This window comes from Proteiniphilum saccharofermentans (genome assembly GCF_900095135.1).
GTDB classification, from domain to species: Bacteria; Bacteroidota; Bacteroidia; order Bacteroidales; family Dysgonomonadaceae; genus Proteiniphilum; species Proteiniphilum saccharofermentans.
Genome location: NZ_LT605205.1, coordinates 4,351,151 through 4,375,418 on the forward strand (window position 1 = coordinate 4,351,151; position 24,268 = coordinate 4,375,418).

Consider the following 24,268-nt stretch of genomic DNA (forward strand, 5'->3'; position numbering starts at 1 on the left):
TAACACCACCAACCGACTTAACAGTAAATAATATATAAAAAATAACTGTATGAAACGAATATACATCCTACTGATATTGGTTCCGATAATTGGCATTATCTATACCTCCTGTGAAAGGGTAGATCCAGATGCTCCGTCAGATAAGGATACCTCTATCATATCTCAATTTGTATATGACGGTATGTCGACCTATTATTTATGGGCGGATGAGGTGAAAAAGAAAAAGCCGACTGCTGCCGATCATGATCCGGAGAAGTATTTTTATAGTATCCTGAACTCTACTGATACACAACATAGTTGGTCGTGGATCACAGATGATATCAATTCGTTATTATCCGGTTTTGAAGGAGAATCAACGGATGCTTTCGGATTTCAGCCATTAGCATTGTATTTAGATGAAAGCGAAACTACCGTTATTGGTTTTATCCGCTACGTTTACCCGGGAACCCCTGCCGAAGCCGCCGGATTGAAAAGAGGGGAAGTTATCATCAGAATAAACGACCAAATAATTACAGGAAATAATTATAGGGGAATGTTCGGTGCAAACACTCCGACAACTTTCACGGTCTTAGATCAAAATTTTGAAAATCAAAGGGAAGTTACAGTTGTTCCTTCAGAAATCAATACCGATCCCGTACTTTATTCACGTGTATATGAAATTGACAACCATAAAATAGGATACTTATTCTATACCGGTTTCATTGGTCGCTACAACGAGAGCCTCCATAGAGTTTTTTCAGAATTCAAAGCGGCCGGTATCACCGATTTGGTGTTAGATTTACGATATAATCCTGGCGGAGGAGTAGATGCCGCAATTTACCTCGCTTCACTGATTGCTCCTGAGTCGGCTGTCAGGAATAAAGAGACATTTTCTGTTATGAGTTATAATTCTTATGTCAATAATGCGTTTGATAGCCAGAAAGTAGATAGAAAAAGCTACTTGGGCGAATACAGGGAAGGGGATCCCAATCCGTTGTCAGCCAATCTTGATTTAGACAAAGTGTATATCATAACCACGAGTAGTTCAGCATCTGCATCAGAAATGCTTACATTCTGTTTAGCCCCTTTTATGATGAACAAAGTAGAACATATAGGAGAAAAGACAAGTGGGAAGTACACCGCCTCATGGACCATACATGCTTATAATAATTATGAAGGCAGAGTGCAGCCCGTATACAGGGAGTCGAGCCTCTCGGCAACGGAAAAAAATATACTGAAAGATTGGGGTATGCAACCTATTATAGGACGATACACGGACAAAAACGATAACGATTTCATCGCGACTAACGGGTTGATACCCAATCATCCTGTTGCGGAAACATATCGCAATGAACGTAATACGGAAACCTGGAAGCCAATCGGGGATGTGGACGACTATCTTTTCGCCAAAGCGATATCATTGATAACCGGCGCACCCTATACATCGTCCGTACGAAGTTTGGAAGTTACCCCGTTTAAGGATGCCGGTTTATATTCTCCCATTGAAGAGGCATTCAGAAGAGGTGTTATCATTGATGCTCCGGGGATAATCCCTGCCAAATAAAAATATAATTTCTTACTTATTTAAAGACAAAGGATTGTGTTGTATTACATGATCCTTTGTTTTTCATTCTCCAACCACAAACGGTTATTTCTATTCAACAGATCATTTTCCAGGGATTGGTATTTGATATATTGGTCGCGTTCCAGAATTTTTTGCAATTCCGTATCGCGTTTTTCCTTCAGTTTTTCGATACGTTTTTTCTTGTTACACAAAAAGCAACGTTCGGCTTTATTGACCTCCAATAAAAAATTCAGTTCCATTTGACGGAGTCGTTGAGCCTGCGCATCATCAAAGCCGATCAATTCCTGCAGGGAAGAGACTTTCTCTTCCACATTGCTTACCAATACATTTTCAATAATAGACGGTTGCCGTGCTGACAGACTCGCTACTATTGCCAATAAAACGGCCAATACTAAATATCGTTTCATATCTATGCTATTTTCAGGTAAGACAATTAAAAGAGGAAACTGTTTAAATTAACGTGAAGCTTTTCCGGGATCTTATCCATGATATTGAATTGAAGCACTCACTTATCATCATAATGCCCCCAGGCGGAAAGGACCAAAACAATTACTTCTTTTTCCTCAATTTTATATACCAGGCGATGTTTTTGGGTAATTCTTCGGGACCACTGCCCGACTCTGTCCTGTCCCAAAGGTTTAGGACGACCGGTTCCTGTAGTAGGATGTTCCTGAAGTTCGTCCAACAGCGCTACTGCTTTTTTATAAGATTGAGGTTCATGCTTTTTCAAAAATGTAAGCCCTTTTTGCGCTTTCGGTGAAAATACAAGATCGTACATCATAAATTATCAAGAAATTCTTGCAATTCCTTTTTTCCTGAAATTCTCGTAAATTTACCTTCTTCTATTTCTTGAAGAGAACGATCTATCTTGGCAAAAAATTCTTCCTTGCTCATCAGGGTATCGTCTTCCTTTACAGGAACAATCCGATAAGATCTGTCTTTTCCCCTTCGGATAAGAAGTTCCACTCCCTCGTCCACTTTGTCGAGGTAATTTTTTTGCTTATCCCTGAATTCTCTGCTGCTAATGATAATCATAATCCATCAATTTAAATGCGTACCAATATGGTACAAATATATACACTATTTTTGGATTAACAACAAAAGATGCTGTTATTCAAGCATTGGCTAATCCGAATTTTTCCGGGATCTCATCCAGGATAGAAAATAACTCCGCGAGGGTATTGGCACGGAGCATAGCGATACGTGTCGCTTTAAAATCGGGAATACCTTTAAAAAGGGGCGTAGCAGCCAGGTGGCGGCGCATATGGAGGATTCCCCGTGTTTCGTCGATCCGTTCCACACTTTCAAGCACCTGTTTCTTCAGGATATCCAGGTACCAACGGAACGGTTCTTTGGGGAGATGTTTACCGGTCTGCAGATAATATTTTAACTCCCTGAATATCCAGGGTGCGCCAATGCTTCCGCGACCAATCATCACAGCATCCACGCCGGTCTCGTCAAACCGCTGCCGGCATTGTTCTACCGAAGTCACATCCCCATTACCAATAATAGGAATATGCATACGCGGGTTATTCTTTACCTCGCGGATCAATGTCCAGTCGGCATCGCCCTTATACATCTGCGAGCGGGTGCGCCCATGAATGGTCAGTGCCACGATACCACAGTCCTGTAACTGTTCCGCTAACTGTACAATAATTTTGGAATTGTCATCCCAACCTAAGCGGGTTTTGACCGATACCGGTTTCTTTACCGCCTTGACGACCTTCGCGGTGATATCAAGCATCACATCAGGCGTACGCATCATCCCCGAACCGGCTCCCTTACCGGCTATCTTCTTTACGGGACAACCAAAGTTAATGTCGATAAGATCAGGATCGGCATCCTCACAGATTTTGGCGGCCTCCACCATCGCTGCAGGATCACTACCATAAATCTGTATCCCGAGAGGACGCTCCTTTTCACTAAAGAGGATTTTTTCCTTGGTTTTCTTTATATCGCGGATAAGGGCATCACTCGATATAAACTCGGTATAAACCATATCGGCTCCAAACTGCCTGCACAGCAGCCGAAACCCGATATCGCTCACATCCTCCATAGGAGCGAGAAAAACGGGATTATCCGGAAGTTCTATATTAGCAATCTTCATCCTAACTTTTCTTTCCACTCTATTTCGTTAAAGCCGACCAGCACAAAGTCGTCAGCCACGATAATGGGACGTTTTACTACCATACCATTGGAAGCCAGAATCCCGAGTAACTCATCACGAGAGGCTGTTTTTACCTTTTCCTTCAAATTCTGCTCCTTGTAAACCAATCCCGATGTATTGAAGAAACGGCTGATAGGCAGACCGCTTCTGTCAATCCACAGCGAAAGTTCTTCGCGGGTAGGATTCTCTTCTACAATGTGCCTTGAGGTCACATCCACATTGTTTTCTTCCAGCCATTTGGCGGCTTTACGGCAAGTGCCGCATTTGGGATATTGTAAAAAAAGAGGTTTCATTCTATTATTTTATTTAGAACCAGGAATCAAGACTTATTTTAAGCAGTCAGAACTGGGAATTTAGAACTGAAAACTAAGAATTTAGAAGTTCGGGAAGAGGGAAAGTAATTAATTACCAATTAACAATTACTAATTACCAGTGGATAACGTGCCACAAATCCCATATCGAAAATCCCAAATATAAAATCTTAAATCTTGAATCTATATACAAAGATAATCAATGAGATGTAAATAATAAAATATAGCCACAACGGCGAAAAAGTCTGGTCTCAACAAAACCGTCAATCTTATCCGGAGAGACAGGTTAAGCGGAACTATCTAACGGAGGATCAGATTAATATTGTTCAAACGCAGCGGCGAAACATTCGAAGACGAATCGGCAGAGCGGATAGAAATCCGGTGTTCATCACCTCTTCCCAATGTGACAGGTGAAAGTTTCTGTGTATATACCGTCCACTCATTCAACGGAGTGATGCCATAAGTAAGTTCTTTCTCAAATCCGTTATAATATTTAATTATTAGTTGATTTTGTCCTTTCTTTAGCGGTAAAAGCACGATCTCGTCCTGTTGCTTTATCCTCTCGGGAGAAAAATGAGCTGTGACGTATTCACCATTCAGCAGGATATAGACAGCATTGCCGCTTTTGATCTTCACGGCCGCAGTTTGTTCACGTACCGACTCCAATTCCTGCAGGAAGACCACACTTGCACGCGGAAGGGTACGTTCGGTATGGCTCTCACCGTAAAGAAAATCATCGACTGCCACCCAACGTGATCCGGCGGCATTTACATCCACCCACGGTATACCCTCTTCCTCCACATTACCGAATACGCCTCTACCCGGTTTTCTGTACAAATTACCCCATTTCACACTGTTCCGGGAAAGTCTGGCCGTTTCGGATGCATCTGCTTCCAAAGTGACCGATTGTTTCCGGCCATCAATCTCCAACTCGATTTTTCTTCCTTTCTCATTGTCTGTAAAAGTAATTTGCGGTGGGACGGATGATTTGCGCGAACGAAGCATCCAATCATAACCTATTATACTCTTGTAGCCGGCATAATAGTTAAGGCTGGAATGGCCAAAGAGGCAAACAGCATTTCGGGGAGTTAATATCCCGTTAGTGACTACTGATGGGGGAATAACACTATAGCCATCCTCAAACGTAATCTTCAATACAGGAACAGCTTCTCCGGCTGAAACAGCAGAAAGATCGATCTCCAACTGCTCTTTGTTTTGTGAGTAAGACAACAGATCTCCCGATGACAACAGGCACACTCCGCTTACTTTACCATTGAAACCGGACAGTTCGATCTTACCGGACGCCGGCATTCTTTCCACAAAGGCAAACAAATTCCCTTCTTTCGTAGTGATATCACCCCAGGCGAACGGTTGATGGAACGGGTTGGCATGAGTCCCATAGATAGCTTCATTATTGGATCTCACCCATTTACCAATTTCAAGTAAGACCTCACGTTCGAACTCTACCACAGAGCCATCCCCTTTCGGTCCGATATTGAGCAGGAAATTTCCTCCCCTGCTGACCACTTTGATAAGGCTTTCTATTTTTTCTCTTACTTTCGGTTGTACCTCACCCCTTTCTTGCCAGGAACGGTAACCCCAGGTTTCATCGAACATGGAAGCGGCCGTCTGCCAGGGTACACCGATTTGATAATCAGGATATTCATTATCTCCCATCACCGAAAAATCCACATAATCGTTCCCCAGGCGGCCACTGATCATACATTGCGGCTGCAGCCGATTGACCAGTTCATACAATCCCTTACTTTGCTCAGGCGTAAGCGAACCCATATCAAACCAGATTTCGGAGAGAGGCCCGTAATTCGTCATAATCTCCTCTACCTGCTTCAGGTTGAACGCATAATGCTCCGGTGTCAGCGGGTCAGCATTATGACTTGAAATAGGATAAGCCTGAGGGAAGTGCCAGTCGATCAACGAGAAATAGACACCAAACGCAATCCCACCCCGTTCACAGGCTTCGGCCAGTTCTTTCATCAAATCCCTGCCGTAAGGAGTAGCATCCACAATATTGTAATCGGTATGAGCAGAATGATACATGCAAAACCCGTCGTGATGCTTGGATGTGAAGACGATCGATCCCATTCCTGCCTCTTTTGCGAGCGACACAATACTGTCGGGATCCCAATTGACAGGATCAAATTCGTTGGCTGTATTCCCATACCAGTCACTGAAGATCCCTGCGAACGATTGGATCTGTTCACTATAACCCCGCGTGACGGGCTCACCTTCATATACACCTCCGTACACGGAATACAATCCAAAATGAATAAACATGGAGAACTTACGGTCGAGCCACTCCTGCGACGGTTTTTCCTGTGCGGAAAGTAAGACAGCACAGCAACAAAGAATCAGGCCAATTTTCAGTTTCATTCAATAATCAACTTAAATTTTGGAATTGAGCATCAAGACAATTTAGTACAAAGATAATGATTACAAATCATCTGACCTTTAGATCAAACAAACTATCCACTGCCCATTGTTAGCTCAGCACTTTACTTCACCACCAGTAGTAATGTCCCGGCTACGATCAACACCGCGGCAATAGCCGTACGCAAGGTAATGGTTTCTCCCAGAAAGATAGCAGCCAACAAGATTGTCAGAACGATACTAAGTCTATCTAACATGGCTACCTGAGTAACATCACCGAGTTGTAACGCTTTGAAATAGAATATCCACGAGAGGCCGGTAGCTACTCCCGATATAACAAGAAAAACAATATTCTGCCATGATAGGGTATGGATCCCCTTCGTTTCACCCCGACTGAAAACGATAATCCAGATCATGATCAGGATAACAATAGTCCGGATCCCGGTCGCGAGATTGGAATTGATATTCGCTACGCCTACCTTGGCAAAGATTGCTGTAAGCGCAGCGAATAAAGCTGAAAGGAGAGCATACACCCACCACATGTCTTTTATTTTAGAGTGCCTTTGATACCTCGTCTATCATCATATTCACAGATGCGATTCCGCCTCCGGCAAGATACCATACCTCCGGATTCAGGTAGAAGATTCTCCCGTTCTGGGCAGCATTGGTCTGCTTCACAAGCTTGTTTTCCACCTCTTCCTTATCCATAACAGCATTTCCAACGATCATGCTCCGATCGACGATAAAAATAATATCAGGATTGGCTTTCTGGACAAATTCACTTGATACGGGAGTCCCGTGGACATGTGTTCCCAATCCTTTTTCTGCTTCCTGAAAACCCAATACATCATGGATGATACCGAAACGTGAGCCGCTGCCATAAGCGCTGAACCGACCTCTGTTATGCAGAAGGATAAGTGCCCTGTCATCCGAAGCTTCCACTTTTGCTTTCACTTGCCCAACCTTTGTTTCGATCTCCGCGAACGCCCGGTCTAACTCATCCTGTTTACCAAATACCCGTCCGAGATCGTCCAGATTGGCTTTAAAAGCGCCAAGGAAATCGGTAGTTCCCATTACGGTAGGATACATCACCGGAGCGATGGCAGAAAGGTCTTTATAGAAATCGGCCAGCCTTCCTCCGATGATGATCAGATCAGGCTGCAGTTCATTAATTTTCTCCAGATTGACTTCTACTACGGTTCCTACATCTACTATGGAAGGATCATCTTTGTACTTACTTAAGTGGCTTGGTACTCCTGATTTAGGGATTGCGACAGGTTTAATACCCAGGTAATCGAGATTCTCCAAAGCGGAAAAATCAAGAGCTATCACCCGTTCCGGATTCACAGGTACCTCTACCGTCCCTAAAGTATGAGTTACTGTAACAGTCTCTCCTGTTCTCTCTCTTTGTTGCTGGTTACCGGTACAACCGGACAGGGCGATGATTACACCCAATGCGAAAAGGAATATTTTTGTTTTCATACCTCTTTGATTTATTGATTGATTAATTTAATGTTTGAGAAATTAGAACTAAGAAGTTCAAGAAGTAGAGAAGTAATTAATTACCAATTATCAATTACTAATTACCAATTTCTTTTGAATTTTGAATCTTAAATTTTAATTTTTCACTTTTAGTTTTTAGTTTACAACGTCTTAAATTTTACATAAAATAATTACAGACTTTTTTCTGATTAAACTCCGATACATTGATCGCGATGTCGAACACATCTTCCAACACTTTTTCATTGATAATGTTGTCAGTAGTATCACAATATTTCACTTTACCATCTTTCAGGGCAACAATATAATCGGAATAATGCGATGCAAAATTGATATCATGCAACACGATAATGATCGTTTTATTCCATTCATCTGCCAGCCTGCGCAAAGTCTTCATTGTTTGTACCGAATGTCTCATATCCAGGTTGTTCAACGGTTCGTCGAGTAACACATACTCCGTATCCTGTGCCACCACCATCGCCATATAAGCTCTCTGTTTTTGTCCACCACTCAATTCATCGATATAGGCATTTTCAATATCTTTCAGATCCAAAAAACGGATCGCCCTGTCTACTTTTTCATTGTCTTCATCGGTCAGCTTATCCTGCGAATAGGGAAACCGGCCGAACGATACTAACTCCCGCACGGTCAGCTTCAGCCGTATATGGTTGGATTGTTTCAGAATAGAAAGTCGTTGTGCCAATACCTTATTCTTATAATCAGACACATTCTTTCCATCTACCGTCACCACACCGCCGTCTTGCGCCAGCAAACGACTTACAATGGATAGCAGGGTACTTTTTCCTGCACCGTTACTCCCGATTAAAGAGGTAATCTTTCCTATGGGAAACTGCAAGTCGACACCATCCAACACAATCTTCCTGCCATATTGTTTTGATATATTTTTTACTTCAATCATAGTTTTCTTACTCGTAACAATAAATACATGAAATATAAACCTCCTATCAGATTAATAATGGCACTCACCGGGATGGAGAGATGAAAGAGCCGCTCCATTACAAATTGCCCACCCAACAAGGTGACGGCAGTAACCAGACAACAGGCAGCAATAATTACACTATGCCGGTGTGTCTTAAATAACTCATAGGTGAGATTGGTCACCAGCAGGCCCAGGAAAGTGATAGGGCCGACCAGAGCAGTGGAAACTGACACCAGTATAGCAATAATTATCAGGAAGAGTTGTACCGTACGGTTATAATTCAGTCCCAGGTTAATTGCCTGATCCCTGCCCAACGCCAACACATCCAGATATTTGGTCGTCCGAAAACCGACAACCAGAAGCACGACTAATACTCCCGCCGAGGGCCATAACAGATCACGGTTGATCTTGTTGAAAGTAGCAAACATCTTACCCTGTACGATAAAATAATCGCTCGGGTCAATCAGCAACTGCATAAACGAACTAAGACTATTGAACAGGGTACCCAGTATAATCCCGACAAGCAGTAATAAATAGAGATTGTCCTTCCCTTTTTTGTATATCAATATATAAAGCAGAAAGGCAAACCCTACCATACCCAAAACCGACAAAAAGAAGTTGTCCAGACTGCTGAGTACCCGGAATGTCTGGTCGCCATAGACAAAGACGATCACGGTCTGTATCAGCAGGTAGACCGACTCGAATCCCATGATGGAAGGCGTGAGTATCCGGTTGTTGGTAAGTGTCTGGAAAGCAACGGAAGAGTAAGCCACGCAGCAGGAGACAACCAGAATAGCCGCCACTTTCACACCTCGTAGACGCAGGGAAAACTCCCAATTACTCCCCATATCATAGAAAAGGAAGAGTGCAGCCGCTACCAACAACAACAGGATCGTGATCAGAAAATTCTTTTTTATCCCCTTCATCTCTTCCTTATTATCAGTATGAGAAAAATGATTGCTCCGATAATACTTACCGTCACCCCGATAGGTACTTCGTAGGGGTATATCACCACCCGACCGGCAATATCGCATAACAGGAGAAAAATAGCTCCCGACAAGGCAACCAGAGGCAATGTTTTCTTCAGGTTATCTCCAAAGAGAAGGCTCACTACATTGGGAACGATCAGTCCCAGAAAAGGAATGGCGCCCGCAGTGATCACCACAGCACTTACAGTGAGTGATACGCAGAAAAGACCGATATTCATGATTGCTGTATAATTCAATCCCAGATTCCGGGAAAAATCCTCTCCCATCCCTATGACAGTGAACTTGTTGGCGTAGAGGTAAGTGATAATGATGGCAGGCAGGCTGAGATAGATCAGTTCATAGCGCCCTTGCAGGATACCCGAAAAATCACCCATCATCCAGGCATTGGTATCCTGCACGATGTTCAGTCTTACAGCGAAAAAGGTGGATATCGAACCAATGATCCCTCCGAACATCAATCCCACCAGCGGTACAAACACTACGTTGCGGTAGCGTATCTTCCGCACAATAGCCAGAAAGATGAGGCTGGCAACAAACGTAAAGAGGAAAGCCAATATCATTTTTATGGCCGACCCTGCCGTAGGAATAAAGATGAGAAAGATAAGCAACCCCATTTTAGCTGCTTCGAGCGTACCGGCTGTAGTAGGAGCCACAAACTTATTCTGCGTCATCTGCTGCATGATCAAACCGGATATGCTCATTCCTACTCCGGCGAGTATCAGTGCAGCCGTGCGGGGAATACGACTGATAGAGATCAGTGCTAACTTCTCCGCATTCCAATGAAATATATCGGCAACAGAGATATCTGCCACCCCCACGAAGAGGGATACCACCGCACACACAAGTAAAACAAGCGTAAGAATAAGTGTTCTCAAATAACCTCCTTTATATTATCGGCATAAAATCGCACACACCCACATTCCACAACGTGATTGCCATAGAAAAACGATGAATAGCCGATTTCCGACTTCATTAAGGTACAAAGGTACAAGCAGCCGTTATTCCTTACAATAGCAATAAATGAGTATTATTTCATCTTTTACCTCCCTTTTACTACCCATTATATAGGATAAGAAGAAATTTAAGGTCGATCGAAAAGGTGTCTACAGTTATTTTCGTAATAATAAAATCTTCAAATTATAATCAATAAATTATATACTGTTGCGGACGGATTCTATTTTGTAGGTGAATGAATCTGCACGATACCAACCAATATTATACTCTATAGGCAGTCCGTTCGCATCACTTACTGCCCTTTTCCGGATTAATATGGGATCACCGGTCTCGATCTCTAATTTTGACGCAATAAAATTATTGGCAGGCGCTGCACTTATTTCTTCCTTTGACGTTTTTACTATAATGTTATAATCATTTCTTAGGATCTCATAAAGCGGCCTATTAAAATTTTCCGTTCCGTTTAAAGGGATTTCAGGATTGAATTCAGAGACAAAATAGACAAACGGAAAATTGACTTTTCCCCTCAGCCTCTCTATGCGCAACACTTTAATGTTTTCCGGAATTGAGAAAAAGGATCTTGCTTCCTCACTGGGTATCTGCTTGCTTATATGGAGTTCAAAATTTTCAATTTCTACACCTAAAACTTTCATCTCCTGCGAAAAACTTAACCAATTAGTCGCTTCACTGTAAATATTTTTCTCTGCAACCCTTGTACCTACACCTCTTTTACGAATAAGGAGCCCTTCACTGACAAGCGTATTGATGGCTTGTCGCAAAGTATTTCTGGACATTTCTAATTGTTCAGACAATTCAACCTCGTTAGGAAGCAGTTTACCGTCCCTGAATTCATCCTGCTCTATTAATCTCCTGAGATAGAGCTCAGCTTGTTTGTGCAGAGGTAGTTTGTTATAACCCATTTTTTTCCGGCAAAGAAATGAAAAATAAAAAAATATTCAAAATTATATTAGCCCTCAAAAAAACCGAGCAGTAAAAAATAAAAGTTATTTTTACAACTGCTATGGAAAAGAGGAAGAATTTTACATCGAAAATCAAGGCTGAAATAGTTTTATCCTTGTTGCGTGGAGAGGATCCGGAGCTGCTTAGCCGTGAATACGGAGTTACTCTGGCTGATATCAACCTTTGGCGGGATCAATTTATCGAGAGTGGTACCGACGGGTTCAAGCGTAAACCCGACGATTCGAGGCTGGGTGCTGCCGAGCGTAAGATCGGGCAACTGCAGATGGAGCTCGAACTCACAAAAAAAAAGAACGAATTGGCAGCAAAACTAAAAAGGAAATAATCTCCATGCTGATAGAGGAACATTATCCATTAACCGGGAAACCATATCCGAAGCGTTTGATATTCAAGGTAGTCGGCTACAGCAGCAGCACCTGGTATGAAAACCCTACTCCCAAAACAGGGAAACGGGGCAGAAAACCCAAGCATAGCGATGAAGAGGTTTTACAGGAGATTAAGGAAGAAATTAAGAAGAGTACATTCAACGCTGAAGGTTATCTGAAAGTGAAAAACCGCATGGGTAAAAGGAAGATAAACGCTCTGGTAGCCGGCAAGGCACGTGTGAACCGCATCATGCGGGAAAACAACCTGCTGAGCCCCTACAGAAGGCCCGGGGAGACGAATAAGCGCGAACATGATGGTACTATAATCACGGATGCACCCAATGTCATGTGGGCCACTGATGGGAAGAAGTTCTGGATTGATGGGTCAGGTTGGCATTGGTTCTTTGGTGTGATCGATCACTTTAACGATGAGATTATCTCATGGCATATTGCAAGGAAAGGCAACCGTTTTGCCGCCATGGAGCCTGTTAGGGCCGCTGTACGGAAGACTTTCGGTTCGGTAGGTAAGGATGTGTGTAAAGGAATGAAGTTGCAATTAAGAAGCGACCATGGCTCGCAGTATGACTCTGCTGATTTTATGAATGAAATGAAATTCCTGGGATTGGAGATGTCCAAAGCGTTTGTACGGTCACCGCAATGCAACGGGATAATAGAGCGGTTTCACCGCACCCTGGAAGAACAGGTGTTGCAAACAGAAACATTTTCTTCTTTTGAGGAAGCTTATAACAGTATTAATCAATTTATTAATGATTACAACACGGATTGGATACTTCATAGACTGGAATACTGTTCACCTGTAGAATACAGGGAAAAGTACGCTGAAAACCAGCGAAAAGAAAATGATGACATACCATCGGGCAATAAGGATCCTGAGGTTCAGCTTGTCCTCATTTCAAGTGGCTCAATGCCACGAAGAAATGAAATAGCTCTTCAGGCAATGGTAAAAGGGGCAATTACTTACAGTAACACCCCTTCTATAAATCCTTCGGTATAATATATCACCATCGGATCAGCTTGTCCGATACAAAAGTAATAAAAAAGATTAAATACAATTAATGTGCTCGGTTATTACGGGCTAATACATATTCAAAATAATTTGGTGTTATTTATTTTCTTTTATACATTTGCCGCACCTATATGTTCAAACAAATACAAAACATGTTCAACCATATGCAAGAAAACAAGTCTCAGTATGATAAATATCCTGCCACTTCCATCAAAAATGGAACCCTCATTAAAGGCTGGAAAAATATTCTGAACCAAATCACTCCGGAGGTCAATGCCAATATAATTGCTATTGAATGCTATACCGGGGTTTATTATGAGCAACTCATCTCTTATTTCAGAAATATTCCCCACGTATTATTTGTGGACACCACTCAAATTCTCAAAGCTGAAAGTGAAATTCTTCAGATAACAAAAAATTTCACGAAAGAAGATATTCTGTTCGGCTATCTGAGCAATCTATCTATCCATGACTATTTTGATGAAAAGAAAATATCTGCTGTTAACCAGGAAATAAAATCCGCACAAAAAAATGGAAATATTATTCTATTTGGCTATGGAAGCTCATGCATCGCACAAGCAGATATTCTGGTTTATGCCGATATGCCTCGCTGGGAAATACAACAAAGAATGCGAAAAAATGAGGTTACGGGCTTAGGAGTCGATAATAAAAATGAGGCATTCTCTCTTCAATATAAACGAGGTTATTTCAATGATTGGCGGGTATTGGACAAGCACAAAAAAACATTGTATCAGCAAGCAGACTACTGGCTGGATACCACCGGAAAAGAGCCAAAACTTATCGACAAACAAACATTTTTGGCAGGTATTGAAAAAACGGCACATAAACCATTCAGGGTGGTTCCATTCTTCGATCCCGCGCCATGGGGAGGACAATGGATGAAAGAGGTCTGCGGGTTGGACAAATCAGTAACTAATTTCGGTTGGTGTTTCGATTGTGTTCCCGAAGAAAACAGTTTGCTATTAGAAATTAACGGTGAGACTTTTGAAATGCCATCGGTCAATCTTGTATATTTGAAAAGTAAAGAGTTATTGGGTGAGCCGGTTGAAGCGAGGTTCGGTCAGGATTTTCCTATCCGTTTTGATCTCCTTGATACAATGGATGGAGGAAACCTGAGTCTTCAGGTACATCCTACCACCCAATTCGTAAGAGATAATTTCGGATTGCCTTATACGCAGGACGAAAGTTATTATATGATCGACGCAAAAGAAGACGCGGTTGTTTATCTGGGAGTAAAAACAGGAATTGACAGTAAGGCCATGATCAATGATCTGGAGAATGCGAATAGCGATTCCAATTTAAATTTCGATGATAAAAAGTACATCCACAGCATTCCTGCAAAAAAACATGACCATTTTTTGATTCCCGCCGGAACGATCCACTGTTCAGGTAAAAACTCGGTAGTACTTGAGATCAGCGCTACTCCTAACCTGTTCACTTTCAAACTATGGGATTGGGATAGACTGGGGTTGGATGGAAAACCAAGACCCATCAATATAGAAAGAGGAAAACAGGTCGTTCAATGGGACAGGGATGCCGACTACGTTACATCCCAATTGGTAAATCAGTTTAAGGAGGTAGCACGGGGTGACGGATGGGTAGAAGAAAAAACCGGTTTGCATCCAACCGAGTTTATAGAAACGAGGAGGCACACCTTTACAGGATCAGTGCGACATTTGACCAACAATTCGGTCAATGTATTGAATCTGGTAGAAGGTGATGAGATTATCGTGGAAAGTCCGGATAACAATTTTGAACCTCTTATCGTGCATTATGCCGAGACATTTATCGTTCCGGCTTCTGTAGAAGAGTATACCATCAGGCCCCATGGTAAATCGGTAGGTCAGAAATGCGTAACTATCAAAGCAAATGTCAGATTTTAAATAATAACAAGATGAATGACGACAACGCAAAATCAGGGTGGGTCCCTAAAATAGCCGTATTCTTTGGTTTCTTTATCATGGGATTTGTGGATATAGTGGGTATTGCCACCAATTATGTCAAGGTCGATTTTAATTTATCAAGTACGCTTGCCAATACCATTCCTATGATGGTATTCCTGTGGTTTGCCGTTTTTTCTATTCCGGCCGGGATACTGATGGGACGAATCGGCAAGAAAAAAGCGGTGTTACTCTCGCTTGCCCTCACTACCGTGGCAATGATCATACCGTTTATCAGTTACACTTTCCCTACCGTTTTGACAGCCTTTGCATTACTTGGTATCAGCAATACCATTCTGCAGGTTTCACTTAACCCTTTGGTCGCTTCCATGTTTACAAAAGAGAAAACTGCAAGTGTGCTGACTGCCGGCCAGTTTATTAAAGCCATCTCCTCTCTGTCGGGACCGATTATCGCAGGAGTAGCTGCCAACTATTTCTCCGATTGGAAAATGACTTTCGTTATCTTTTCCATTACCTCTTTATTTTCAGTTTTACTGTTGCTATTCTCAAAAACAGAAGAACAGGGATTCGAAAACAGACAGAGTAGCTTTAAAAGTGTATTGACTCTTTTGAAGGATAAATATATTTTGTACTGTTTTCTAATCATTCTATTTATTGTCGGCCTCGATGTGGGAATAAACACTTCGGCTCCCGAATTACTGATGAAGCGGATGGGGTTGGAACTAAGCCGTGCAGGACTGGGTAGTAGTGTATATTTTGCAGCAAAAACTACGGGCGCTTTCATCGGCACCCTACTCCTTTTAAAATTTCCACCTCTTCGTTTTTTAAGGTTATCGCTCATTATGGCTATTGTTGCTTTTATTGCTTTGATGTTCGTCCAAGATATTTGGTTTTCACTGATTCTTATATTCATTATAGGATTTACTTGTGCCAATGTTTTTTCAATCGTTTTCTCATTTGCGTTGCAAAAAGATCAGCAACGTTCCAACGAGATCTCGGCACTTATGATCATGGGTGTTTCGGGTGGAGCCGTTATTTTACCTCTCCAGGGGTTGATAAATGACAACTTCGGATTATCGGCTGCCTTATCCGTATTACTTTTTTGTTTGATTATAAATCTATTACTCACAAATATAATGAAAGCCGAGAGGTAAGCTAAGCTTGCTTAAGCTTGCCCGAGGCGCATCTTATATTCTACAAATACTTTCAAAGAAAATGTACAATAGAGAGAAAGGAGCCGTATTAACACTCGACGCGGGAGGAACCAATTTTGTGTTTTCGACCATAAAAGATAATAAAGAGGTCGTCGATCCGGTAGATTTTCCGGCATATCCAGACGATTTGCATAAATGTTTGAATTCTATTGTTACGGGATTCAAAGAAGTAATAAAGCACTTAAAGAGTGATCCTATAGCTATTAGTTTTGCATTTCCGGGTCCAGCTGATTACGAAAACGGCATTATCGGAGATTTACCCAATTTTCCGGCTTTCAGGGGAGGTGTCGCATTGGGTCCCTACTTGAAAGAAAAATTCGGATTGCCAGTCTTTATCAATAACGACGGTAACCTCTTCGCCTATGGCGAAGCCCTTGCAGGTGCATTACCCGAGATCAACAAACAGTTAGAAGCTGCCGGAAATCCCAAGCGATACCGTAACCTGCTCGCCGTGACGCTTGGTACAGGCTTTGGTGGCGGTGTGGTAATAGATAACAGGCTTTTAACGGGAGACAATGGTTGCGGAGGTGATGTCTGGATATCGGCGAATAAATACGATCACCATCTTCTCGCCGAAGAGGGTGTAAGTATCCGCGCTGTGAAACGGGAATACCGTGAATTGTCGGGAGATGAATCAGATATTTCTCCTAAAGAAATATTTGAGATTGCCGAGGGAACAAAAACAGGCAACAGGGAAGCCGCCATAAAAAGTTTTGAAAGACTCGGAGAAATTGCCGGCTTCACCATTTCCGAATCGCTGAATATTGTGGATGGATTAGTTGTCATTGGCGGAGGGATCGCGAACGCGCATAAATATATACTCCCCGCAATGATCAAAGAAATGAACGGGGTCAGAAAAACTGTCAAAGGGGATATTTTTCCCCGGTTGCAAATGAAAGCCTATAATCTGGAAGATGAAAACGAAAAAGCGCTCTTCCTGAATAATGAATCTGAAATCGTAACCATTCCCGAGAGTAACAAAACCGCAACATATCATTCGGTAAAAAAGATCGGTGTATGGACAAGCATGCTGGGAACAAGCAAAGCCATTGCCATCGGGGCATATAATTTTGCACTGAACCAGCTATCCTGAAGTATTTGATATTCCTGCATGTAAATGAGCAGCAGGAAAGATTGAATCAATAATTTAAAACAGCATTATAAAAAACGCATAGAAACATAAATTCAAAAAACAAAAACAATGAAAAACGTATGTAAAATTATTGGATGTATTTCATGTATGTTGCTTATGTTCTTTTCTTGCGAGAAAAATGAAAGTATTCATCGTGACGCTAAAGTAATTCTCGATAAATTACTTTTTTCAGGATATACCGGCGATATGATCAGGGCTACCGTAACATATGGAAGCTCCGATATAAAGAAATTGGTAATCACAAAATGGGTAAATGGGGAACAAGTTCCCGGATATGAGATAAATGTTCCCGTAAACAGTATCTCCGACTCGTATGAATTCGAACAGGAAATTGAAGTAGGTGATGAAGAGGGGACATTGATCTACACATTTAGCGGGTATTCGGTGGAAGATAAATTGATTGATGCTTCAGATCTGGCTATTTCAGTGACATTGACCGATTTTGGACGGTTGTCAAAATTTGACTGGAAATTGACCGAACAAACAACAAACGGAGAGAACACCACAGAAGAAGCCATGTTAGACAATGTGTACCGATTAAATAGTGATCTGAGCTGGGAATATGACTGGGGTGATCCGGCAGGAGCAGGATTTGATGTCTTAAACCAGTACTGTGCCTGGAAATATATCGGGACAGACTTAAAAGCGGATTCTATTTATTTGATAAAATTCGGGTTCTTATCCACCACACCGACGATTGATAAATATGAGGTCTTAAGGCTGGATGATACCAATCTATGGATACAAACCTTTATGGATTTATCGTGGCTCGGTGATCCTTATACTGAGGAAACTCCGGTTGTAGAAAAGTTTGTTGCAATTCCTAAATCGCCCAACTTCACTCCTTACAGAGGCGAAGATCCTGCAAATTACAGTTGGGCATCTTGCACTCCAGGTAATTACTAAACAATCAGATCTTATGTACAAATACATATTTATCATATTTATGTTTGTCGGGTACAGCTTTTGCCTGTTTGCAGGGCCCGACAATATCGCACCCTTAGCCAAAATAACAGCCTCTTCTGAAAAGAGTGCCGAATTTTCGGCACAAAAAGCGGTGGATGGACTGATAGGTATCGAAAACCGGGGAGAATGGGTTTCGGCAAGCGGACAAACTTCATGGGGTGCTATTGATTATCCGTGGATTAAATTAGAATGGGAAAAACCGCAAAACATCCACCGGATCATATTATATGACCGGCCGATACAAGAAAGTCATATCGCGGGCGGGACATTGCACTTTAGCGATGGGACCACTATTTTCGTCAATCAAATCCCTAACGACGGGAGGGCAAAAGCGGTAGACTTTCCGACCAAAAAAATAACATGGGTAAAATTCGAAACAACCGATGGAGACGGATTGAATATCGGGTTGTCTGAAATTGAAGTGTATCCGGCTCCTGAAGATTACATCGATTATGTTTCAAAAGTGGATCCATATGTGGAGTCAGCCCGCGGACGTTATTTCTTTTTTGTGACAGGAAGCCGTCCGTTCGGTATGATCAGCGCTGCTCCAATGACCCGTAATAAGAATCAGTATGGGGGCGGATATAATTACAATTCGCTTGAAATACTCGGATTTCCCCAGGTGCACTGCTGGATGTTATCGGGAATCAGCCTGATGCCGACCACCGGTAATATCAATCCTGTATTGGGTGAGCAACACTGGAAATCTACATTTTCACATGACGGTGAAATTGTACAGCCCGGATATCATCGGGTATTTTTACAGGATTATGGTATCTGGGTGGAACAAACCACAACCGACAGAGTAAGCTACTACAAGCTTCGTTATACAAAAGACAATACTTCGAATTTACTGCTCAATTTAGGCGGATATCTGGGAACCACCACAATGAATGATTGCCGCGTTACCAAAGTGACCAATACCCAAATTGAAGGTTCGGTCAATACGACCGGACGGTTCTGGGGTGGCCCTGATAATGTGAGAATATTCTTTGTAATGGAATTTGACAAACCGTTTCAGCAATTAGATGCGTGGGATGATAAGGAAGTCCTGAAAAATATTACTTCACATCAAGGGGTAAACGAAAAAACAGCCCGGAATGCAAATGAGAGTTACTACGATGCCCCCACCTGCGGTGTCAGTGCTATATATGATGTAAAGGCCGGCGATGAAATTCAGGTCAAATTTGCCATTTCTTACACAAGCATAGAGAATGCCCGCAAAAACATGGAAAGCGATCAGTTTGGCTGGGATTTCGAAGCTGTCAGGGAAGATTCGCGACAAGAATGGAATGATTGGCTCGGACGAATCGATGTAAAAGGTGGAACACACGAACAACAGATTAAATTCTATACCGATCTGTGGCATGTATTGCTGGGAAGACATAAACTGGATGATGTATCGGGCGATTATCCCGATTATACGCAAGGAGAACGGGTAGGAAATGCCACCGTCAATGCCAGATTAATTGTGCGTACATTACCCAAAAAACCTGACGGTACGGTTCGTTTCCATATGTACAATTCCGACGCATTCTGGTTAACGCAATGGAACCTGAATATACTTTGGGGACTGGCCTGGCCGGAAGTATTAGATGATTTCGCCGCCTGTCTTGTCCAGTATGCCGAGAACGGCGGATTACTGCCCCGTGGACCCAATGCAGGAGGATATTCCTATATCATGACAAGCTGTCCGGCAACCAATTTAATCACAAGCGCCTATCAAAAGAACATGCTGACAAAGACAACACCTGAGAAGGCATACGAAGCAATGGTGAGAAACCATAAGCCGGGAGGTATGATCGGTTCGGTAAAGGAAATTGACTTTTACATCAAAAACGGATATTATCCCGGTAATGCCGGAATTACTATCGAAGCAGCATTTCAGGATTGGGCTCTGTCTCGGATGGCTGCCAGGATGGGCAAAAAGAAAGATGCCGCCTATTATCTGAAACGCTCTCAGGGCTGGAAAAAATTATTCAACTCCGAACAGAAATTACTCTTTCCAAAAGATGAAAAGGGAGAGTGGGTAACATTAGATCCATTAAATAATAGAGGCTGGGTTGAGGCTAATGCATGGCAAGCTACCTGGGGAGTATCGCACGATATTTCCGGATTGGCCCGGTTGATGGGAGGAAATGATGTGTTATGCGAAAAATTGAATTATGCCTTTGAACAGTCAGAAAAAGATGATTTCATATTCGGATACGGCAGTGGATATGTGAGCTATGCCAATCAGCCCGGATGTTCAAATGCACATGTATTCAATTTGGCGGGTCATCCATGGCTTTCCCAATATTGGGTAAGAAAAGTCGGGGCACAGGCTTACGGGGCAATTACGCCCGACCGGGGATATGGCGGCCATGACGAAGATCAGGGGCAAATGGGAGGCGTAAGCGCTTTGATGGCATTGGGACTGTTTAGCGTACAAGGAACCAGCGCACAAAATCCTTCCTATGAGATTACAAGTCCCGTATTTGATGAAATTACAATTCAACTGAATCCTACATACTATAAAGGAGACGAGTTTAAGATCAGGACATACAACAATTCAAAAAAGAACTGTTTCATTCAGAAAGTTCAACTGAACGGGAAAGATTACAACCGATATTGGATCGATCACAAAGATTTTGGTGCCGGAGGATGTTTGGAAATCTGGTTGGACTCAGCACCAAACAAGAGCTGGGGAACAGAAAAATAATTTTTTACTTAGTATATATCTAAAAATGATGCACATGAGACCCTTAAAATTATGTTGTTTATTATTATATCTTTGTCTATGGAGTAACCTATATGCACAGCACAAAGATTATTCAGGTATTGTAACGGAAGATGACGGCACACCGCTTATCGGTGTGAGTGTGCTGGTAAAAAACACCACTAACGGTACAGTAACCGATATCGACGGAAAATTTACTATCCATGCATTGCCGGGTGATTACCTCGTTTTTTCGTATATCGGCTATGAAACGGTTGAAATACCATTGACAAATAATGAAACCCTTTCAATAACAATGAACGAGGAATCCATCTATTTGAATGAAATGGTTGTTGTCGGTTACGGACAAATGAAAAAAAGCGACCTGACGGCCGCCATTGCTTCCGTAAAATCGGACGATTTAGTAAAAACTTCGATCACATCTATTGACCAGGGACTTCAAGGTCGTGCTGCGGGTGTAGTAGTGACCAACACCTCCGGCCAACCGGGTGCAGGCACCTCCATTCGTATCCGTGGTACAAGTTCCGTAATGGGGACAAATGAACCGTTGTATGTAATTGACGGAATACCTGTAATTAATGGAGGTGCGAGTTCGGGAGCCATGAACACCCCTCCTTTGAATCCCATGGCACTGATGAATCCAAACGATGTGGAATCGATCGAGGTATTGAAAGATGCTTCTGCTACAGCAATTTATGGAGCGCGTGGAGCGAATGGTGTGATTTTGGTAACTACAAAACGAGGGAGTAAAGGTAAAGTACGGACATCGGCAAACGCATATTACGGAATACAGAGTATCGCCAAAAAGATGGATATGCTAAATGCCGAACAGTTGGCAATTTTGGGGAATGAAGCTACAGACAATGCCAATATCGATCGAAAACTGGTATTTGCCGACTTAAACAACCTGAGAAAAAGAAGTACGGACTGGCAGAATGAAATTTTCCGCTTAGCCCCTATCCAGAATTATGAATTGGCTTTTTCAGGCGGAAGCGACAAATCGGCCTATTTCCTGTCGACCAATTTTTTCTCTCAAGACGGCATCATTCTCGGATCAGACTATAAAAAAGGGAGCCTTCGTTTTAATTTAGACCAGGAATTGAGCGAGCGAATCAAAATCGGGAATACAATGAATGTCACTTACAGTCAGTCCAACGGTGTGGTGACCAATTATGAAAGCGCTATTGCATCCAGTATAACATCATGGGCTTTGGAAATGAACCCGGGATTACCAGTACGTAATCCGGATGGCACATATGTATATGAAAACAATATATCGAATCCGGCTGTTGGAAATCCGGTCGAAGATGCCAATACGTATGAACAACTGAACAAAACACTTCGAATGACAGGTAATATGTTTGCCGATTTGTTTATTGTCAAAGGGTTAAACTTCAGAACAAGTATTGGTATTGATTATTATAACGTAAAAGACCTGAGTTTTGCACCTGTTCATATTAAACGGGGAGAGGCCAGTGAGGGTATTGCCTCTGTGGGACAAGCAGATGGTTATACCTGGGTTTGGGAAAATACACTGAGTTATAATAACATATTTGCCGAAAAACATTCAGTAAATGCCGTAGCCGGTGTTACTGCCCAACAATATGAAGGTACACCGCTTATAGTATCCAGATCGGGGATTGAAGATGGACGATTGGGTTATCATTCTATTCAGGAGGGGACCAAAATTCAATTGGCAAATACAGGGTATAGCTCATGGCAAATGTTGTCTTATCTGGCTCGTGTAAATTACGGGTATGACAGTCGTTATTTGCTGACGTTGACCGGTCGGGTAGATGGTTCTTCCAAGTTCGGTACAAATAATAAATATGGATTTTTCCCTTCTACTGCGTTTGCATGGCGTATTTCCGAAGAAGCTTTTATGAAAGAACAAACCACTATCGACAACCTGAAATTACGCGTAAGTTACGGGTTAGTAGGAAATGAAGGCATCTCTCCCTACAGTTCCATGGGATTATTGCAAGGAACGGAAGCCTACATCGGTACATCCCAAATCATAAAAGGGCAGGCACCTTACACTCTCGGTAATCAGGACCTGAAATGGGAAACAACGGCCCAATTGAATGTTGGCTTCGATATTGGTGTTTATAATGGCCGATATTCCCTATCCGCTGACTATTATATCAAAAAAACAAAAGATTTGCTACTAACTGTGCCTACTGAATCACATATCGGATATGATGTGGCTATGCAAAATGTAGGTAATCTTGAAAATAAAGGATTTGATTTTACATTCAATGCGATACCGGTAGATAATAGCAAGTTCAGATGGGAGTCGAACTTAACATTCGGACTTAACCGGAATAAGGTGACCAATTTGCCGGGTAATGAAAATGGAATTTCCGGCATAAGTATAATGGGGATCAACTATTGGACAAGAATTATGGAAGGCAAAGCCATCGGAACCATATATGGCTACAAAACAGACGGAATCGCACAATTGGATGAAGATCTCTCCCAAATTGTCCATTTCCCCGGAAGAACCATCTCATATGGTGACAGAAAGTATGTGAATAGGGAAGGAACCAGCGACGTGCTGAATGAGGATGACCTTTTTGAATTGGGAAATGCCAATCCCGATTTCACATACGGATGGAACAACACTTTCTCATTGAAACTGGGAGAAAACAAAGGTGCTGTCAATTTGAACCTCTATCTACAGGGTGTGCAAGGAAATTCGATTGCCAATTTCAATTTATTTTCACTCGAAAGTTTTGATGGCCAAAAGAATAATTCAGTTGCCGCATTGAAACGATGGACAACCGATAATCCCACCAATGATTATCCGAGGGCAAATGCTTCGCCCATGTCAAATGTATTTTCTGATCATCAGGTGGAAGACGGTTCCTACCTGAGAATAAAAGATGTTACATTGTCTTATGATTTTCCGGTAAATCTGACAAGAAAGTTCAACTGTAATGCATTACAAGTGTATATAAGTGCAAAAAACGCACATACATTTACAAAATATTCGGGATATGATCCTGAAGTAAGCCGCTTCGGACAGAACAACCTGAGTATGGGCGCTGACTACGGCTCTTACCCTGTACCCAAATTATATATGTTAGGACTTAAAATGAATTTCTAAAG

The 24,268-nt window shown here is 42.2% G+C and carries 21 protein-coding genes; 9 read left to right on the forward strand and 12 right to left on the reverse strand.

Annotated features, from left to right (window positions below; genetic code table 11):
* Positions 1-49: 49 nt before the first annotated feature.
* Entirely contained in the window at positions 50-1,543 is a 1,494-nt protein-coding gene (locus tag PSM36_RS16925; RefSeq protein ID WP_076931902.1) for a S41 family peptidase, read from the forward strand.
* A gap of 44 nt (positions 1,544-1,587) precedes the next feature.
* On the opposite strand, the gene PSM36_RS16930 is transcribed toward PSM36_RS16925, so the two are convergent.
* From PSM36_RS16930 to PSM36_RS16985, 12 genes are all read right to left on the reverse strand, one after another.
* Positions 1,588-1,971 carry a hypothetical protein gene (locus PSM36_RS16930; protein WP_076931903.1) on the reverse strand — a complete coding sequence of 128 codons (384 nt, stop codon included), beginning with the start codon at positions 1,969-1,971 and terminating at the stop codon, positions 1,588-1,590.
* Positions 1,972-2,069: 98 nt separating this feature from the next.
* On the reverse strand, positions 2,070-2,345 hold the full coding sequence (locus PSM36_RS16935; RefSeq protein WP_076931904.1) for a Txe/YoeB family addiction module toxin: 276 nt from the start codon (positions 2,343-2,345) through the stop codon (positions 2,070-2,072).
* The gene (locus tag PSM36_RS16940) at positions 2,342-2,599 is read right to left on the reverse strand and encodes a type II toxin-antitoxin system Phd/YefM family antitoxin (protein ID WP_076931905.1); all 258 of its coding nucleotides are present in this window, start codon (positions 2,597-2,599) and stop codon (positions 2,342-2,344) included. Before PSM36_RS16940 ends, PSM36_RS16935 begins: the two co-directional genes overlap by 4 nt.
* A gap of 79 nt (positions 2,600-2,678) precedes the next feature.
* Positions 2,679-3,671, reverse strand: coding sequence for a tRNA dihydrouridine synthase DusB (gene dusB / locus PSM36_RS16945; protein ID WP_076931906.1), 993 nt, complete (start codon positions 3,669-3,671; stop codon positions 2,679-2,681).
* Positions 3,668-4,024: an arsenate reductase family protein gene (locus PSM36_RS16950; protein ID WP_019538245.1), complete on the reverse strand. Its 357-nt coding sequence runs from the start codon at positions 4,022-4,024 to the stop codon at positions 3,668-3,670. The genes dusB and PSM36_RS16950 overlap by 4 nt, the downstream gene beginning before the upstream one ends.
* Before the next feature lie 318 nt (positions 4,025-4,342).
* A complete protein-coding gene (locus PSM36_RS16955; RefSeq protein WP_076931907.1) occupies positions 4,343-6,433 on the reverse strand; it encodes an alpha-L-fucosidase in 2,091 nt (696 codons plus the stop codon).
* Positions 6,434-6,555: 122 nt separating this feature from the next.
* Positions 6,556-6,972, reverse strand: coding sequence for an EamA family transporter (locus PSM36_RS16960; protein WP_076931908.1), 417 nt, complete (start codon positions 6,970-6,972; stop codon positions 6,556-6,558).
* Between the two features lie 10 nt (positions 6,973-6,982).
* A complete protein-coding gene (locus PSM36_RS16965; RefSeq protein ID WP_076931909.1) occupies positions 6,983-7,912 on the reverse strand; it encodes a siderophore ABC transporter substrate-binding protein in 930 nt (309 codons plus the stop codon).
* Between the two features lie 178 nt (positions 7,913-8,090).
* Positions 8,091-8,849: an iron ABC transporter ATP-binding protein gene (locus PSM36_RS16970; protein ID WP_019538240.1), complete on the reverse strand. Its 759-nt coding sequence runs from the start codon at positions 8,847-8,849 to the stop codon at positions 8,091-8,093.
* Positions 8,846-9,796, reverse strand: coding sequence for an iron chelate uptake ABC transporter family permease subunit (locus PSM36_RS16975; protein ID WP_083711113.1), 951 nt, complete (start codon positions 9,794-9,796; stop codon positions 8,846-8,848). The genes PSM36_RS16970 and PSM36_RS16975 overlap by 4 nt, the downstream gene beginning before the upstream one ends.
* A complete protein-coding gene (locus PSM36_RS16980) occupies positions 9,793-10,734 on the reverse strand; it encodes an ABC transporter permease (protein WP_076931910.1) in 942 nt (313 codons plus the stop codon). Before PSM36_RS16980 ends, PSM36_RS16975 begins: the two co-directional genes overlap by 4 nt.
* A gap of 276 nt (positions 10,735-11,010) precedes the next feature.
* A complete protein-coding gene (locus tag PSM36_RS16985) occupies positions 11,011-11,733 on the reverse strand; it encodes a GntR family transcriptional regulator (RefSeq protein ID WP_076931911.1) in 723 nt (240 codons plus the stop codon).
* Positions 11,734-11,834: 101 nt separating this feature from the next.
* Between PSM36_RS16985 and PSM36_RS16990 the strand changes: the two genes are divergently transcribed.
* From PSM36_RS16990 to PSM36_RS17025, 8 genes are all read left to right on the forward strand, one after another.
* Entirely contained in the window at positions 11,835-12,116 is a 282-nt protein-coding gene (locus PSM36_RS16990) for a hypothetical protein (protein ID WP_076929390.1), read from the forward strand.
* Positions 12,117-12,121: 5 nt separating this feature from the next.
* Positions 12,122-13,171 (forward strand): integrase core domain-containing protein, encoded by a 1,050-nt coding sequence (locus PSM36_RS16995; protein WP_076928998.1) that lies wholly within the window; start codon positions 12,122-12,124, stop codon positions 13,169-13,171.
* A 176-nt stretch (positions 13,172-13,347) separates the two neighbouring features.
* On the forward strand, positions 13,348-15,087 hold the full coding sequence (locus PSM36_RS17000) for a class I mannose-6-phosphate isomerase (RefSeq protein WP_394333040.1): 1,740 nt from the start codon (positions 13,348-13,350) through the stop codon (positions 15,085-15,087).
* A gap of 11 nt (positions 15,088-15,098) precedes the next feature.
* Complete coding sequence (locus PSM36_RS17005) at positions 15,099-16,259, forward strand: MFS transporter (protein ID WP_076931913.1); 1,161 nt, start codon at positions 15,099-15,101, stop codon at positions 16,257-16,259.
* A 61-nt stretch (positions 16,260-16,320) separates the two neighbouring features.
* The gene (locus tag PSM36_RS17010; protein ID WP_076931914.1) at positions 16,321-17,412 is read left to right on the forward strand and encodes an ROK family protein; all 1,092 of its coding nucleotides are present in this window, start codon (positions 16,321-16,323) and stop codon (positions 17,410-17,412) included.
* Positions 17,413-17,520: 108 nt separating this feature from the next.
* Positions 17,521-18,378, forward strand: coding sequence for a hypothetical protein (locus PSM36_RS17015; RefSeq protein WP_154671055.1), 858 nt, complete (start codon positions 17,521-17,523; stop codon positions 18,376-18,378).
* 13 nt (positions 18,379-18,391) lie between these two features.
* Positions 18,392-21,139 (forward strand): GH92 family glycosyl hydrolase, encoded by a 2,748-nt coding sequence (locus PSM36_RS17020; RefSeq protein WP_076931915.1) that lies wholly within the window; start codon positions 18,392-18,394, stop codon positions 21,137-21,139.
* Between the two features lie 34 nt (positions 21,140-21,173).
* A complete protein-coding gene (locus tag PSM36_RS17025) occupies positions 21,174-24,266 on the forward strand; it encodes a SusC/RagA family TonB-linked outer membrane protein (RefSeq protein ID WP_154671056.1) in 3,093 nt (1,030 codons plus the stop codon).
* The last annotated feature ends 2 nt before the right edge of the window (positions 24,267-24,268 follow it).

Bases quoted from the DNA above. Each gene is read 5' to 3' on its own strand.
- PSM36_RS16925 (WP_076931902.1), top strand. From the start codon at position 50: ATGAAACGAATATACATCCTACTGATATTGGTTCCGATAATTGGCATT.
- PSM36_RS16930 (WP_076931903.1), bottom strand. From the start codon at position 1,971: ATGAAACGATATTTAGTATTGGCCGTTTTATTGGCAATAGTAGCGAGT.
- PSM36_RS16935 (WP_076931904.1), bottom strand. From the start codon at position 2,345: ATGATGTACGATCTTGTATTTTCACCGAAAGCGCAAAAAGGGCTTACA.
- PSM36_RS16940 (WP_076931905.1), bottom strand. From the start codon at position 2,599: ATGATTATCATTAGCAGCAGAGAATTCAGGGATAAGCAAAAAAATTAC.
- dusB (WP_076931906.1), bottom strand. From the start codon at position 3,671: ATGAAGATTGCTAATATAGAACTTCCGGATAATCCCGTTTTTCTCGCT.
- PSM36_RS16950 (WP_019538245.1), bottom strand. From the start codon at position 4,024: ATGAAACCTCTTTTTTTACAATATCCCAAATGCGGCACTTGCCGTAAA.
- PSM36_RS16955 (WP_076931907.1), bottom strand. From the start codon at position 6,433: ATGAAACTGAAAATTGGCCTGATTCTTTGTTGCTGTGCTGTCTTACTT.
- PSM36_RS16960 (WP_076931908.1), bottom strand. From the start codon at position 6,972: ATGTGGTGGGTGTATGCTCTCCTTTCAGCTTTATTCGCTGCGCTTACA.
- PSM36_RS16965 (WP_076931909.1), bottom strand. From the start codon at position 7,912: ATGAAAACAAAAATATTCCTTTTCGCATTGGGTGTAATCATCGCCCTG.
- PSM36_RS16970 (WP_019538240.1), bottom strand. From the start codon at position 8,849: ATGATTGAAGTAAAAAATATATCAAAACAATATGGCAGGAAGATTGTG.
- PSM36_RS16975 (WP_083711113.1), bottom strand. From the start codon at position 9,796: ATGAAGGGGATAAAAAAGAATTTTCTGATCACGATCCTGTTGTTGTTG.
- PSM36_RS16985 (WP_076931911.1), bottom strand. From the start codon at position 11,733: ATGGGTTATAACAAACTACCTCTGCACAAACAAGCTGAGCTCTATCTC.
- PSM36_RS16990 (WP_076929390.1), top strand. From the start codon at position 11,835: ATGGAAAAGAGGAAGAATTTTACATCGAAAATCAAGGCTGAAATAGTT.
- PSM36_RS16995 (WP_076928998.1), top strand. From the start codon at position 12,122: ATGCTGATAGAGGAACATTATCCATTAACCGGGAAACCATATCCGAAG.
- PSM36_RS17000 (WP_394333040.1), top strand. From the start codon at position 13,348: ATGCAAGAAAACAAGTCTCAGTATGATAAATATCCTGCCACTTCCATC.
- PSM36_RS17005 (WP_076931913.1), top strand. From the start codon at position 15,099: ATGAATGACGACAACGCAAAATCAGGGTGGGTCCCTAAAATAGCCGTA.
- PSM36_RS17010 (WP_076931914.1), top strand. From the start codon at position 16,321: ATGTACAATAGAGAGAAAGGAGCCGTATTAACACTCGACGCGGGAGGA.
- PSM36_RS17015 (WP_154671055.1), top strand. From the start codon at position 17,521: ATGAAAAACGTATGTAAAATTATTGGATGTATTTCATGTATGTTGCTT.
- PSM36_RS17020 (WP_076931915.1), top strand. From the start codon at position 18,392: ATGTACAAATACATATTTATCATATTTATGTTTGTCGGGTACAGCTTT.
- PSM36_RS17025 (WP_154671056.1), top strand. From the start codon at position 21,174: ATGAGACCCTTAAAATTATGTTGTTTATTATTATATCTTTGTCTATGG.